Here is a 14,809-nt window from a genome sequence, read left to right on the forward strand (position 1 = left end):
ACCGGCACGCCTTGCCTTTCGCTGCGTTTTAACCCAAGCTGCCGGTTACATCGTCGAACAGCTCATCGACTGATAAACGGCGCGGAATGATCTTCTGATCGAGTGCCCAATCCACCGCCAGTTGCAGACCTTTCCGGTTCGCTTCCAGTCCGATCGGCGGGAACACAGTGGGTAGTGTCTCCGCGGCGTCGCGGCTTTCGACTACCATGCGATACAACTCGCGCACGATGTCCGGCCTCTCCTTCGACAACTTCTCGTGCACCACGAACATATGGTTGATCGGCACGACGCCCGTGCGCGCAAACCAGTCGTTCGCGGCGGCATGCGCGTCGGGCACGAGCGTGCGCACGCGCTCGTCCTTCGGCATGTCCTCCCCGAGCAGGGCTGCAGCCAGTTCTCCATCGAGCATCATTTGCGGAATAGATGAACCCGCGGGCAACCGCTGACAATTGGACGGATCGCTGTATTCGGCGAGATGGCCGTCACCGAGCGTCATCCACGTCACCTTATCCAGATCGACACCGTATTCGTGACGCAGGATGCCGCGAATCCACAGCGCGGTCGTCTGCGTGTACGTGCGCACGCCAACCTTCTTTCCTTCGATATCCTTCGGATCGAGACGACCGAAGTCGATGTTGTAACCCGCGCAGTGATGCTGAAAGCGGCCAGAGATCGGCGCGGGCAGCAAGACGTAGGGCTTGCCGTATGCCTTCGCCTGCAGGAAGGTGACGATCGCCAGTTCGCCGGCGTCGAACTTGCTCTCGCGCACCATGGCCTTGAAGCCGTTGTGCGCGGGCGTCGGCCCGCAGTAATCAAGCGTCACGAGGTCCGATTTCAAGCGGCCGTCCCGCATTGCTTTGGTCGCGGCATATTCAGCAAGATTGACCCGCAGCGTCGGCGCTTCGGACTGCGTCGTTGTCATGGTGTGTGCTCCAATTGCTTGTATCGTTAGATGTCAAAGCCGTACTTCGATCAGGCAAGGGCCGGTTTCACGCGTCGAATCGATCAACGCCTTATGGAAACCTTCCGCCGTCTCGACGGCCACCCCCGGCACGCCCATGCTCCTGGCCATCGCCAGCCAGTCGATACGCGGCTTGTCGATATCGATCATCGACAACGCGCGATCGCCCGGCGCACCCGCTCCCATGTTCGCGTACTCGGTCTTGAGGATGGCGTAGCTGTTGTTGGCGAAGATGATCGTCGTAACGTTCAGCCCTTCGCGAGCTTGTGTCCAAAGCGACTGTATGGTGTACATCGCACTGCCGTCACCGACCATGCAAAACACCCGACGCTCGGGGCAAGCCAGCGCCGCGCCGGTCGCAACAGGCGTCGCGTAACCAATCGAACCGCCCATGTTGTTGATGAGATCGTGCGGCCGCGCGCCCATTGTCAGGCTCATCGACTCGCGCCCTGTCGTTAGCGATTCATCCACGACGATGCAGTCCTCCGGCAACGCGGCCGCCAGCGCATGCGCAATGCTCATAGGGTTCAGCGCGCCGGTGGGAACCGGTGTCTCGATGCGCGGCTGAAGAAGCGGCGCCGTGTCCGGCGCGCCAAGCGCCTGAAGCAGCATGTCGAACGCGAGTTCGCTGTCTTCATTGGCCTCCACGAACGGATGCACGAACGTGCCCTGCGTCTTGAGCAGACTCGGTTTGTCCGGGTAGGCGAAGAACGCGACAGGTTCTCGTGTCTCGACGGTGATGATGTGCCTGAAGTCCTTGAGGAACGCCGTGGCCTGCGCGACCGCATACGGAATACGCGCGAGCGGCACGCGGCCCGCGCCTCGCTCGATGCGCGCTGTAAAGAAATGCGAGCCCAGCAACGCACCGGTAGCAGCCGCGACGCGACCGGCCTTCTCGAGCGCCAGGCCACGCGTCGCCTTGTTCGCCAGAATAAACAGTGTCGGCTCTCCCGAGCGAAGCACCCGTGCGACATGCTCGATACGCTCACCGCTTGGCGCCTTGCGTACTTCTGCGCGAACAGGCAGCAACTGCGGCGCTGCGTCGATTTGCTGCCAGGACGTATCGCCCGGGAGAATCAGCGTGGCGATCTGACCCGGATGCTCTCTGGCCTTGGATACGGCCCGAGCCGCATCCCACGCGATCGTGTTCGGCGATTCCGCGCGGCGCACCCAATGGCTCAGCGGCCGCGCGAGACCTTCGATATCCGAGGTCAGCGGCGGATCGTACTTGAGATGCGAAACCGAATGCTCACCGACGACGTTGACCATGCCTGACGACGCGCGCTTTGCGTTGTGAATGTTCGCGAGACCGTTCGCCAAGCCCGGGCCCAGATGCAGCAGCGTGGACGCCGGCGTGTCCATCATCCGATACCAGCCGTCGGCGGCGCCCGTGGCCACGCCTTCGAACAGGCACAGCACACCGCGCATTTTTGGGTTGCCACCCAACGCGGCGAGGAAGTGCATCTCCGACGTGCCCGGATTCGCGAAGCAGATATCAACGCCCTGCTCGACCAGCGTCGCGACGAGACTCTCGGCGCCGTTCATCAGTAGCCTGCCAGTTCGCGTGCGAGACCAACCACACCATAGCTGCGTGCCGGTGCCGACATCAGGAAGCGATATCCCTCCTCCTGCAAGCGGCGTTGATTTTTCGCCGTCACATGAGGATTGCCGACGACGACATTGTGCTTGTGGCACGTCTCGACAATCTGGCGCATCGCGGCGAGTACCTCTGGATGCTCGTACTGACGCGCAAACCCTAGCTCCTGACTCAGATCGCCTTCGCCAATCAGGATAAAGCCGATGCCCGGGACATTGGCGAGGATGTCGTCGAGGTTCTCAATTCCTTGCGTGCTTTCACACATCAGCCCGACCAGGATCTCGCCTTGAGGCGCGAGCGGCCAGACATCGGCCTTCTCGTAGTATTCCTGCATCGAGAGGCCCCAATAGCGCGCGGCATTAGCAGGGCCGTCACCACGCAGGCCCTTCGGCTCGTATAGCGGGGCATTCCTTGGCCGCGCATATCGGCAGGAAGCAACGGCGTTATAAGCTTGCTCGACGGTGGCCACATGCGGCCAGATCACGCCGTAGGCGCCGCGATCAAGCACTTGCTTGGCAAAGCTCTGGTTCATCTCTGCGCCGTTTGCCGGAATGCGCGCGAGTGGGGTCACCTTGGGGGCCACCGACCCAGACTCGGCTATCTGTTTGCGGCTGAGCATGTACTGGAGTGCGTCGCCCAGAGCGGACACATCGTACGGGTTGTGCTCCATCTCGAAGACGATGCCCTCGTAGGGCGAATCGCTCATTTCGATGGCGGTCTGCTTGTCGAGCTTGGCAAAAGCGGCGTGCGCGGCCATGCCCGATTCGAAGGCGCGAATGATGCTGTTCAGGCGAGTATTTGACATGATGATCTCTTTTTCTCGCGGCGCACCGCATCAACCGGCGGCACGCGCGCATGACATGATTCGGGTATCAGCGCAATGCCGGATAGAGCGTCTGCGCGGTTTTTCCGAAGATCCACACGCGATCGTCTTCGCTTAGACAATCGAGGCCTTCTCGCGCTGTCGCGAGAATCTCGCTGAGCGTGCCGGTCGAGGTCGGGAAATTCGAGCCCCACGCCAGACGTTGCGCGCCGAATGCCTCGACAACGCGCGGGAAGAACGTCTGCGCGCTCGCTTTCTCTTTCTTGACGTCACCGAAGATGCGCGGCGTGAGCTTCATGTAGATGTTCGGCAGGTCGCGCAACGCGAACAGTGCGGCAGCGTTGGCATACGGGGGGCCGTCGAGCACCTCGGGACGCGCAAGGTGATCGAGAATGATGTTCACCGTCGAGAATCGCTCCGCAAGCATGCGCACTTGCGGCAGGCCGACAGGTCCCGTCTGTATGCAGATCGGCAGCTTCAGTTCAGCAAGCATCTCCCACGCCCTGAACGACTTGGGGTTATCCAGTTCGCTCGGGTCGAAGTCCTTCGTCGACCCGCCGGTGAAAATGCGCAAGCCGGCCAGGCCCTTGTCCGCCCATGCTTTGATGACGGCCGGCACGTCATCGGCCAGCATATCCACGGACCCTACGGCGATGAGACGGCCTTTATACTGGTTGCAGCCGTCCACCACGTAGCTGTTATCGAACCCGTAAGTCGTCGACGAATGCACGACAGCGGCCTTTGCAACGCCTGCTTCGTCCATCGCTTCGATAAGCGCTTCGACGGTGTTCGGGCGTTCCTGTGACCAGTCCGAGCGCTTGCCGAACAACGGCGCCGGCGGATAGCGACGCTCGTCGTTCGAGATAATGTGAGGATGGATGTCGATGATTTTCATGTTTTCCCTTCTTTCGTCTGATCACAGGCCTCGAGCCTTGAGGTGCTTGTCGAGGCGCGGATAGACGCGTCGTGCATTGCCCTCGAAGATTGCGTGCCGATCCGCGTCGCTGAGCGCTTCGCACGCGTCGATGTACCGCTTCGTGTCGTCGAAATACTCGCCCGTGTCCGGGTCGCGTCCGCGTACCGCACCAATCATTTCCGAGCCGAATAGCACATTGCTCGTTGGCACGACTTTGGTCAGCAATTCCACGCCTGGGTGGTGATACACGCAGGTATCGAAGAAGATATTGTTCAGCAGGCCCTCGAGCGGGCGCTTGGCAATTTCCAGCGACATGCCGCGATAACGTCCCCAGTGATACGGAACCGCACCACCTCCATGCGGGATAACCAGACGTAGTGTCGGGAAGTCCTTGAACAGATCGCCTTGCAGCAACTGCATGAACACCGATGTATCCGCGTTTAGATAGTGCGCACCCGTGCCGTGGTGGCACGGATTGCAAGACGCCGCGACATGAATCATCGCCGGCACATCGAGATCGCATAGAGCTTCATAGACCGGATACCATTCGCGGTCGGTCATCGGCTTGCCGGTCCAGTAGCCGCCAGTCGGGTCTGGATTCAAATTGCAGCCGACAAATCCCATCTCTTCGACACAACGCCGCAATTCGGGAACCGAATTTTTCGGCGGTGCAATCGGCGACTGCGGCAATTGGCATACAGGAACGAAGTTATCCGGATACATGTCGCAGACACGGCGCACGAGGTTGTTCGACACCTCGGCCCATTCCAGACTTGTTCGCTCGTTGCCAAGGTGATGGCTCATCAGACCGGCGATCGGCGAGAACAGCGTGAGATCGCCTCCGCGTTCTTGCTGCAGACGCAACTGCCCATTGCCGACGCCGTCGCGGATGTCATCATCGGAAATGTATGCGCCGGACATCGGCGGAGCATTGGCCGGATCGTCGGCGGACGCGACCTGCTTCGCGCGCCAGTCGCGAAAAGAAGCGGGGACGGTCGTGAAATGACCGTGGCAATCGATAATCATATTCTTGGCTTTCCGTGCAGGTTCAGATGCGAGGATCGACGAACAGCTCATCCATGGACATGCGCCGTGGCGTCAGGCCCTGCCTGAAGGCAGTCGCTTCGAGTGCCTCGATGGTTTTGCGGTTTTCTTCAATGCCATAGGGCAGCGGATCGTGACCAACGATCTTTTGCAACTCGATGTATTTCTTGTTCTTCTTGTCGGTCAGCTCGCCTGCATCGAGTTTGGCGAGCCAGTCTTTCTTCGCTTTGTCGAATGCGTCATAGAGCGACTTTGCTACCCACGGATGCTCGGCCAGGACGGAGTCCTTGACGACAATGGTGCCGTGCATTGGATACACGCCGGTGCGCGCGTAGTACTCGGCTTCCAGTTCAGCCGCGTTAGGGAACAGATCCGGATAGTCCGCCTCGACTTCCTTCCAGCCGCCGGTCGGGTCGCCGGTCCGTCCGATGCCCGCATTACCGTGAAAGCCCGCGACGAGTTCGCCCTTGGCCATCATTTCGGCCAGCGATGTGCCTTTGGGCGCATGGATCACGTTTGGCGGCAGCTCGAGTTGCGTGACGTGTTCTTCGTCATCGACCACCCAAGTCACCTTCGACGGATCGAGATCGAATTCGTCGATCAGAACCTGCCGTGTCCACGCGCCGGTGGTCACAGAGTAGGCGCGCACACCCACCTTTTTTCCCTCGAGATCCTTGGGCGTCCGGATACCGGCGTCCGGGCGCACCAGCAGACCGGAGTGATGAAAGCGACGTACGACGAAGATCGGCAACGCGACGAAGGGCGCGCCATACGCCCGAGCAATGATGTAGGTGGTCGGGGCCAACTCGCACACGTCAAATTCGACATCGCGAACCATGCGGCGGAACGCACCGATCTGCGGCTGAACGGTGATGAACTCCGCGTCGACGCCCTCAATGGGAATCGAACCGTCGCGAATAGCCGAAGTGTGCGGATGCTCGGCAATCGCGAGCGTGAGATGGACTTTCTTAGTCAATTTTAGTCTCCTTCGAATAATGATCGATCGAGTCGCCAATTTCATTCGTTAATCATGAAGCCGCGATCCGGGCAGTTATGCGCATGCGTTTCATGCGCATGCGTTTCGTTGACGACATGATCTTTCGAGACACCCTCTGCCGTCTATTGAATTAACCGGCTTGCGGTTTAACCATTTGGTAAAGGTGCATCTGCTTAACAAGCTTGAATTCATTCTTTTTTCTCTCAGGATATCTAATTAATATTTTCGAGTGAAGTGCACAGCCACATCATGCGGTTTCATCTTTCAGGCATTACTGCCCTGCAACTGCTGAGCGGCCTCTTCCAGACACGCAACCATTAGTTGCGCGCTAGGTGTAAGCCCGCGGTTGCGGTTCCAAAGCACACCCGACGGACGCAATAGCCGAGGCAAAGTCAATGGAAGCGCATATAAGGGTTGCGCACCATCTTTAGCGGGTGTGCCCACCATGACGGCAATGAAATCCGATATCTGTAGATGGGCGCGGGTTACATGGACGGAAAGTGTCTCGATGTAATTGTTTGTCAGCGTTACGTCATGGGCTCTTAGCGTCCGTTCCAGCGAATCCCTCAAGATCGAGCCTTGCGGCGGCAAGACCCATGGATAAGGCTGAAGATCCGACCACCTCAGATTTTTGCGTCGCGCCAACGGATGGTGCCGCCCCGTCATCAAGGTCACGGGTTCTTCGAGCAGCGCCTTTTCATCGAAACTGCCGAGCGTGTCCGGCGCGGGCAGCCGCCCGACGATCAGATCGAGACGCCCTTGCCATAACTCGGGAAGGAGTGAACCGCGAGTGCCTTCGACCACCCGCACGTTGGTTCCGGGTGACCGGATCTTCAACAGGTTCAGCGCCTGCGGTAATAAAGCTGAGGCTGAAGCGGGCAACATGCCGATGTGAACCTTTCCCTCCGTCCCCGAGCTCAGCGCTTTCATTTCATCGCGCGCCTGATGCAGGATCGTAAGCATTTCCCGGGCATGACGTATGAGGCATTCGCCATGCGGCGTGGGCACAAGCCCTTGCGCCGTGCGTGCAAAAAGCGAGAATCCGAGTCCACGCTCGAGCTCCGACAGTGATTTCGATACTGCCGGCATCGTGACATGGGTGACTTCCGCCACCTGCGTCAGATTGCGATAAGTATCGATGGTTACGATCAGGCGGAGATGCCTCGCCTTCAAGTTCACCTGCAAATAGCCGTCGAGTCCCGACACGTTAAATCTCCTGCAGCTTCGCAATATTAAGCAACGTCGGCAGTCGGTTCAATCCTTGGGCTGCAGGGCGTGCAAGGTCATTCCGAGGGAGATTGAAGTGAAGTAGCCGATCGTGACAAGCAGTTCTGCGATGACCGGGCGGCCCAGCTCCGCATCGTATCTGGCGAAACGCGAATCGTCGATCGATCCGCCGGCAAGGAGGTCGCTCACTGCGTCGCATAAGAGTCCGAAGCGCCCCGGTTCACCCGCTGGCCTTCGCTTGTCCAAAATAGCAGTAACAACCGCCTCGGGGACGCCGGCCTTCAACGCATGCCGGCGATGGTTTGCAATCACGTACGCAGCGTTCCAAAATACCGCGGTAGAAAGGATCGCGACTTCGGTTTCCGCCTCGCTGAGTACAGGAGAATGATCGACGTGCGTGCCGATGATCTCCATTCCTTCGGCCAGCCGCGGGTTGTGCAGCCAGATGTTGAATGGGGTCGGAATCCGCCCGCGTCCTTCACCTAAGCGCGCGATGACGCGCGTTTGTTCTTCCGTAGCTTGCGTCGCGTCAATGCGCGCGAGACGATCTTGCGTCATGCGTTTTTTCCTCCCGTTGAACCATCAAGTTCCGCTCAGCCCTGGCAACCACTTTCCGAGGAGGCTGTCCGGCCAGGGAATATGAAGGATCTGATCGAAGACGACATAGAGAAACACGGTCACGCAAGCGGCGAGAATCAGGCTGAGTTTCCAGGTCTCACGTCCTTCAATCCGCATGTATGCCGCAATCATCAACGGCACCGTCGGCAGCATGCCGATCAGCGACATACAGGCGAGAAATCCAAGAAACCAGCTGAAGAATCGGGCAGCACGAGCGAGCACGGTCTTGCCAGGCAGCTTCTCGCCATGGTCGCTCGACACATCCATATGAACGCCGTTGTTGGCACGCGCGACGCCGTGAGCAGGGATAACGAAACATTTGTACGCGAGACTAACGGTTCCCGCAATAACGAGAATACTCGCGATAGCCGTTGGCCCGAGCCTCGCCATGAGGAGCCAACTCTGCGAACTCACCAGCATGTACAGCCCGATTCCAATGAAAAACACATAGAAGAGATCTTCGCGCTTAACGACGATTGAGCCGCTCGGTTTGAACTGTGCGAATCCGCCGCTACGCAACGCCGAGAAGAGCGGCTTGAAGAACACCAGCGCCGCGAGACTCAGAAGAACGATCACAACCGGTCGTGCAAGCCAGTCCATGCCGTAGCGCACGAACGAAATCGACATGTATCGCTCCATCAGCACACCGAGCACGAGGCCGAGAATCAAAGGCGGCCGCGCCCATTTGAGGCGTTTCATCGTCCAACCGATCACACCGGCGATCAGCAGCACGAAGAGGTCGCCCCAGCTTCGCGATCCCTGAAACGCGCCGACAAAAATGACGGGCATGATCACCGGAAGAATGAGGGTGTAGCGAAGCGTAGAGACTTTGGCGAATTGACCGCTCAACAGGAAACAGAGTCCCGCGCCAAAGATGTTCGCGAGCGCGATTGACCAGACCATCGAATAAGTGAAGTCGAGGTGTTTGGTCAGCATGTCGGGGCCGGGGATAAAACCGTGCACCATCATCGCACCCAGCAAAATAGCTTGCGCCGCGCCACCGGGTACGCCGAACGCCAGCATCGGCACCAGGCTGCCGCCCTCTCTCGCGTTATTCGCCGCTTCTGGCGCGATCACGCCACGTACGTCACCCGTGGTGAATGTTTGCTTCGCACCCTTCGCTGTCTGCAACGCGTGGCCGTAAGCGATCCAGTCTGTGACTGCGCCAGTAATTCCCGGCACTGCACCGAGGATTGAGCCTAGAGCGCCGCAACGCAGCACCAGAAACCAGTTTTGAAACGTGTCGATGACACCCCGGCGCATGCCTTGGCGCGAGGTGAACTTCACATCCTTTGCAATGGCGGCACGACGGATGGCAAGATCGCACAACTCGGGCAAAGCGAAGATGCCAAGGATGATCGGCACCAGCGGGATGCCGTCTTGCAGATAAAGAATGTCACCGGTCCAGCGCATCTGGCCGGTCGCGACATTGGTGCCGATCATCCCTACGAGAATGCCAAAGCAAGCCGCAACGACGCCCCGCAACGGCGCGTTACCTGACAGCGCCGACACCATTGACACGCCGAACACGGTGAGTGCCAGCATCTCTGGCGTACCGATCGACAGCACGAACGGGCGCACCAGAGGCAGCGAGACCGCGAGGATGAGCGCGCCGATGAGTCCGCCCATCAGCGACGACGTGTAGCAAGCGCTCAGCGCTCGCGCCGCTTCACCTCGCTTGGTCATCGGCAGACCGTCAAGTACTGTCGCCTGAGACGCGGCATGACCGGGCACACCAAAGAGCACAGCCGGAATCACGTCGGATGTGGTGATGACCGACGCCATACCGAGCAGCATCGCGAACGCGGCATAGGGGTCCATCGTGTACGTGAACGGCACCAGGAGCGCAAAACCCGTCAACCCGCCAATCCCTGGCAGCAGTCCGATTGCCAGCCCAACTGTCACGCCGAATACCAGAAAGATGATCCGGTTGAACTGCAAGATCGTCGACAGCGCATGTCCGGCCGCCATCAACGTTGAATCGTTGAAGAACTCCATGTCTCATCCTGATGGAATGGTGAACTTCGTAGGCTCACCTGTTTTTAAGTCCGGCGCGAGCCGAAGAGCTCTCCGCCAGACAAGGCCGAGGTCTCCGCTTGTATGGGCGGCTCAGCCAGCCAGCATTGGATAAAGAGCCTTGGCAGTACGTCCCCACACCCAGGCGCGCTCTTCATCACCAAGGGCCGCGAAGCAGGCAGTTCCCTGTTCAACAAGATTCTTCAACGGGCCCGCGGATGCTGGATAGTTCGAGCCGAAAGCCAAATGGTCGGCCCCGAACACCTCCACGAGCTTTGCAAAGAACGGCTCCGCCCCCCTTGGCGCTGCTTGAGCGAGATCGAACGTGCGCGGAGTAATCTTCATGTAGACATTGTCGTATTTCGCGAGCGCGAACAGCCCTGCGCAATTCGCATACGGCGGCCCGTCTTCCAGATTCGGCCGGCCGCAGTGATCGAGCACGATCTTCACGGCCGGGAAACGCCCTGCCAGTTCCGCGACCATCGACAAACCGTCCGGTGTCGTCTGCACCGCCATGGTCATGGCGAGCGCCGCACAACGTTGCCAGATCGGAAAAGTCACGGGATTCACCAGCCAGCTTCCATCGCTCTGATGCGTGGCGCCGCCGGTAAATAGCCGAATGCCGCCCATGCCTCGCGCGAGCCAGTAATCGAAGGTCGTCAGCGCGTCGGGGGCCAGCAGGTCGAAGGAATACACGCCCGTAAACCGGTACGGAAGTTGCGCCACACTGTCGGCGACATACGAATTGTTGGTGCCATAAGTCGTCGACGAATGCACAATCGCAGCCTTGGACACGCCGGCCTCATCCATCTCGGCTATCAGCTGTTCGAACGTGATGGGCCGGGTTGCCGACCACTTTGATCGATGTCCGTGCTGAGGCGCGATTGGATAACGCACCAGGTCGGTCGAGATGATATGCGGATGAATGTCGATGATTTCGGGCGTCATGTTGGTTTGCCGTTTGGTGATGGTGTTGTTGCAGGCCCTTGCTGTGAAAGCGGCCGATACGCGCTGATCAGTGAGACCTGAAGATGAGATTGCGGGCGTCCTCGAGCTGGGGCTCGGGCGTCGCATATAGCTTCGTAACAATCTGCTCCACTGCATTTCCGTCGATCGGGTCGATGGGATAGCCCGACTGCTTCATGGCATCGGCGAAGTCCGGATCGGCGATGGTTTTCGCGAACGCATCACGCAGCGCCGAAAGCCGATCCTGCGGAACGTCTTTGGGCACGGCGATGGGACGGCCAGCCTGAAACGGCAGAATGAACAGATTAAAGAGCGCCTTCACATCCGGTCGAGTGATATAGGAAGACAAGTTCGGGACATTCGTGAAGCCTGCGGGGCTTTGCCAGCCCAGATGCAGCAGCACATTCATCTGTCCGGTCTTGAGCAGCCGCACCGGCTCGCCCTGCTGCAGGCCGTCGATGGTGGATGCCCAGCCGTCGACTTCCCCACGCTGCATCGCCAGATAAACCTCCCCACGCCCCGTATAGCCCGGCACGATGCTCATCTTCGCGCCGATGTACTCGTCCAGCAGTGCAGGCAAGGTGCGATCTTCGTTGGCAAATCCGGTAGCGCCGATATACATCTTCTTTTTGCTGAGATCATCCGCCTTAACCACACCGGATCGTGTCATGGACACCAAGCAGTATTCGACTTTGTTGAGGCTACCGAGCCATCTGACCTTGCGCGGATCGAACCGGTTCTGGCGTTCGTCGAGAAGTGGAATGTAGAGGTTGTTTCGCTGCAGGAAGCCGATGACGGTGCCATCGCTCAGTTGTCGCGACTGGAGCGACGCCGCCGCGACCATGCCGCCGGCTCCCACTATGTTCATCACAATGGCTTTGGGGTGTCCCGGAACGTACTTGACGAAGAACCGCGAGAACTGCCGCGCGATGATGTCCGTAGGCGTTCCGGCGTCAGCGCTGACAACCAGGGTCAACACCTTGCCGCGATAGAAGTCTTCCACTGATTGACTGGACGCCGGCGAGGCAAATGCCGTCACGGCGAAGCCGAACAGCGCCGCACACATGCAAATCGCGGTCCTGTAATTCATGATCTTTCCTGTCTCCGTATAGATGCGCGGAACTATCCTTGTCGCGATCGGCAGAGCTTGCTTTTCAGCGGCAGCTCGCGTCGTGGCTCGTTATCGGTGAGCGCGAGTCAATTGTGCCAGCAGGTCGAATGCCCCGGATTGAGAAAATCCGCTACCGGGTTGAGTGAATGGTTAAGGCGGGGAACCAAGCGGCCTTTGGGCGTTGGCCCCGGCCCTCCTCGAGGAACACTGGCGCTTTACTGGACTTCTTCTGCCAGACATCTGGCCGTCTCTTCGAGGCACGAGATCATGAGTTGCGCGCTGGGCGTGAGCGTCCGTACCCGATTCCAAAGCACACCGGCGGGCCGCAGCAGGCGAGGCAGGCTTAGTGGCAGCGTATAAAGCGGTTGTGGAAGCCTGGTGTCGCGGGCGGACGTGTCCGCCATCACGGCGATGCAGTCGGACACCTGCAAGTGTGCGCGGATGACGTGCAGCGACACCGTCTCAATGTAGTTGTTCGTCAGCGGCACGTCATGTGATTCCAGTGCCCGTTCCAGTGGTTCGCGCAGAATCGAGCCGATAGGCGGGAGTATCCAGGGATACGGAAGCAAATCCGCCCATTGCAGTGTTTTCCTGAGTGCGAGCGGATGTTGCCCGCCTGTCACGAGCACGATGGGTTCATCAAGAAGCTCTTTTTCCTCGAAGCTCCCTAGCGCATCCGGAGGGGGCAGACGACCCACAACGAGATCGAGATGACCTTGCCACAGGTCCGGCAGCAACGACGCCGCGGAGCCTTCGACGATCTTCACGTTGGTTCCTGGCGAACGCTGCTTGAGCAGATTTAACGCATGAGTCAGCAGGATGGAAGCCGACACCGGCAGCACGCCGATTTCGACCTTGCCCTCAGTCCCGGCGCTCAACGCTTGCAACTCATCGCGCGCCTGATGCAGGACATGCAGCATGGATCGCGCGTGGCGCGTCAGGCACTCGCCGTGCGGCGTGGGCACCAAACCTTTCCCCGTGCGCGTGAAAAGCGCGACGCCGAGTCCATGCTCGAGTTCCGCCAGTGACTTCGAGACTGCGGGCAACGTGACATGCGTGACTTCGGCCACCTGACTCAGGTTGCGATACGTGTCGATTGTCACCAGTAGCCGCAAGTGTCTAGCCTTGAGGTTGACCTGCAGGTACCAGTCGAGTTCTGTTGACACGTCGCACCTCTCTAACGGTATGAGCAAATGGTTAAGTTGTCGGACATTTTACTCAATCGACTGGATCCGGATGCATCGGCACAATTCGCTCGTGCACGGGCTCGACTCGTCGTGCATTGGATAGATGCGTGCAATCGACGATACGAGCGCCTTGATCGCAAGGCATGCCTATCGATTTTTCTCGCGCACCATTCCCAACGACTAGCCGCCGGCTCGACCGGTGTTCGGAGATATGGAGATGACGTATGACTCGACCCGCCGCGAGTTTCTGCGCAAAGCAGGAGCACTCGGCGTAGAGTTGGCCACGAGCGGACTCGCAGCACCCTATGTTGCCAAAGCCGCCAACGCGGAAATCCGGATCGTCAGTAATCCGGGCCTGGAGAACGCAACGCTGAACGCCTTGATGGATGAACTCGGATACTTCAAGACCTACGGCGTCGATGCGCGGCTCATCCAGGTGCCTGATCCGACTGGGCCGTTCGACGCCATTGCAAGCGGAATAGCAGACGTGTGCATGGTGTCCGGGTACAACTTGGTGCTCACGCGTATCGAGGAAGGCGCGCCAGTGAAAATTATCGGTGCGGGCATGAAGAAGTGCGCGCTGACGATCTTTGCCAGGCCCGACGGCGCGAAAACGCTAGCTGACCTGCAGGGTAAGACTGTTGCTGTTGGACCGAAGCTTGGCTTGCTGCATACCCTTATGCTCCAATTGATGAAAGAAAAGAGCATCGACGCTTCGAAAATCGAGTTCGTTGATCGGGGTAGCAACGACCAATGCTTTGACGCGGTCGCGCACGGGGCAGCCGATGCGTGCTGCTCCAGCATCTCTCATCTCAATGACGACGCGGGTCTGACGGTCATCGGCGAAGGTGACATGTGGCGCGCGCTGCAGAACTGCATCTTCCAGACGGCCTACGCATCGGATAACGCGCTCGGCGAGAAACACGAAGAATTGGTCTCAGTCATGGCCGCCTACGGCGCGCTATACGACTTCCTGATGTCACCCGCTTCACATGACGCTTTCTTCGACGCCCGCAAGCGCGCCCAGAAGAAATTTGACGCTCCGTCGGCCCAGGCAATCTGGGACTTCAACCAGACGCAGCGGCCGTACTCGAGGGACCTGTCGTTGACTGAGAGTGACATCGGGTATCTGCAGGACATGGATATCGGCGCGGGAAGCCTGAAGCGAAAGCAACCGTTCAGCGCGGTGGCCGATATGTCAGCGGCAAACGCCGCTGCGAAGCGCGCCAGCTGAACGCAGGTCGGGGGAACCGAGCGCTCCCCTGTTCTGTAAGCGCGAATTAACGCACACCACAATGAGCCGGCGCGTAGGGCTAGATCATGCAGGAACCAAAACGTCGCGCGGC

13 protein-coding genes are annotated in these 14,809 nt (G+C 59.3%); 1 reads left to right on the top strand and 12 read right to left on the bottom strand.

Translation table 11 applies throughout. The annotated features are described in order from the left end of the window. Positions 1-28 precede the first annotated feature (28 nt). From AWB64_RS29975 to AWB64_RS30030, 12 genes are all read right to left on the bottom strand, one after another. Positions 29-922 carry a substrate-binding domain-containing protein gene (locus AWB64_RS29975; RefSeq protein WP_060859045.1) on the bottom strand — a complete coding sequence of 298 codons (894 nt, stop codon included), beginning with the start codon at positions 920-922 and terminating at the stop codon, positions 29-31. A 33-nt stretch (positions 923-955) separates the two neighbouring features. Next, positions 956-2,506: an acetolactate synthase large subunit gene (locus AWB64_RS29980; protein ID WP_060859046.1), complete on the bottom strand. Its 1,551-nt coding sequence runs from the start codon at positions 2,504-2,506 to the stop codon at positions 956-958. Beyond that, positions 2,506-3,363, bottom strand: coding sequence for an HpcH/HpaI aldolase family protein (locus AWB64_RS29985; RefSeq protein WP_060859047.1), 858 nt, complete (start codon positions 3,361-3,363; stop codon positions 2,506-2,508). The genes AWB64_RS29980 and AWB64_RS29985 overlap by 1 nt, the downstream gene beginning before the upstream one ends. Positions 3,364-3,430: 67 nt before the next feature. Continuing rightward, positions 3,431-4,276, bottom strand: a complete 846-nt coding sequence (locus AWB64_RS29990) for an amidohydrolase family protein (protein ID WP_060859048.1) — start codon at positions 4,274-4,276, stop codon at positions 3,431-3,433. Between the two features lie 21 nt (positions 4,277-4,297). Next, a complete protein-coding gene (locus AWB64_RS29995; RefSeq protein ID WP_060859049.1) occupies positions 4,298-5,323 on the bottom strand; it encodes an amidohydrolase family protein in 1,026 nt (341 codons plus the stop codon). A gap of 22 nt (positions 5,324-5,345) precedes the next feature. Further along, entirely contained in the window at positions 5,346-6,317 is a 972-nt protein-coding gene (locus tag AWB64_RS30000; protein ID WP_060859050.1) for an ABC transporter substrate-binding protein, read from the bottom strand. A gap of 285 nt (positions 6,318-6,602) precedes the next feature. Next, positions 6,603-7,544, bottom strand: a complete 942-nt coding sequence (locus AWB64_RS30005; RefSeq protein WP_060859051.1) for a LysR substrate-binding domain-containing protein — start codon at positions 7,542-7,544, stop codon at positions 6,603-6,605. Between the two features lie 48 nt (positions 7,545-7,592). Further along, positions 7,593-8,123, bottom strand: a complete 531-nt coding sequence (locus AWB64_RS30010; RefSeq protein WP_060859052.1) for a hypothetical protein — start codon at positions 8,121-8,123, stop codon at positions 7,593-7,595. Between the two features lie 24 nt (positions 8,124-8,147). Then, positions 8,148-10,181: a tripartite tricarboxylate transporter permease gene (locus tag AWB64_RS30015; protein WP_060859053.1), complete on the bottom strand. Its 2,034-nt coding sequence runs from the start codon at positions 10,179-10,181 to the stop codon at positions 8,148-8,150. Positions 10,182-10,292: 111 nt separating this feature from the next. Further along, positions 10,293-11,147, bottom strand: a complete 855-nt coding sequence (locus tag AWB64_RS30020; protein ID WP_060859054.1) for an amidohydrolase family protein — start codon at positions 11,145-11,147, stop codon at positions 10,293-10,295. A gap of 67 nt (positions 11,148-11,214) precedes the next feature. Further along, positions 11,215-12,255: a Bug family tripartite tricarboxylate transporter substrate binding protein gene (locus tag AWB64_RS30025; protein ID WP_060859055.1), complete on the bottom strand. Its 1,041-nt coding sequence runs from the start codon at positions 12,253-12,255 to the stop codon at positions 11,215-11,217. A gap of 236 nt (positions 12,256-12,491) precedes the next feature. Then, complete coding sequence (locus AWB64_RS30030) at positions 12,492-13,442, bottom strand: LysR substrate-binding domain-containing protein (protein WP_060859056.1); 951 nt, start codon at positions 13,440-13,442, stop codon at positions 12,492-12,494. Positions 13,443-13,680: 238 nt separating this feature from the next. Here AWB64_RS30030 and AWB64_RS30035 point away from each other — a divergent pair, with 238 nt between their 5' ends. Next, positions 13,681-14,697 carry an ABC transporter substrate-binding protein gene (locus AWB64_RS30035; protein ID WP_060859057.1) on the top strand — a complete coding sequence of 339 codons (1,017 nt, stop codon included), beginning with the start codon at positions 13,681-13,683 and terminating at the stop codon, positions 14,695-14,697. Positions 14,698-14,809 lie beyond the last annotated feature (112 nt).

It is taken from the genome of Caballeronia sordidicola (assembly GCF_001544455.2).
Classification (GTDB): domain Bacteria; phylum Pseudomonadota; class Gammaproteobacteria; order Burkholderiales; family Burkholderiaceae; genus Caballeronia; species Caballeronia sordidicola.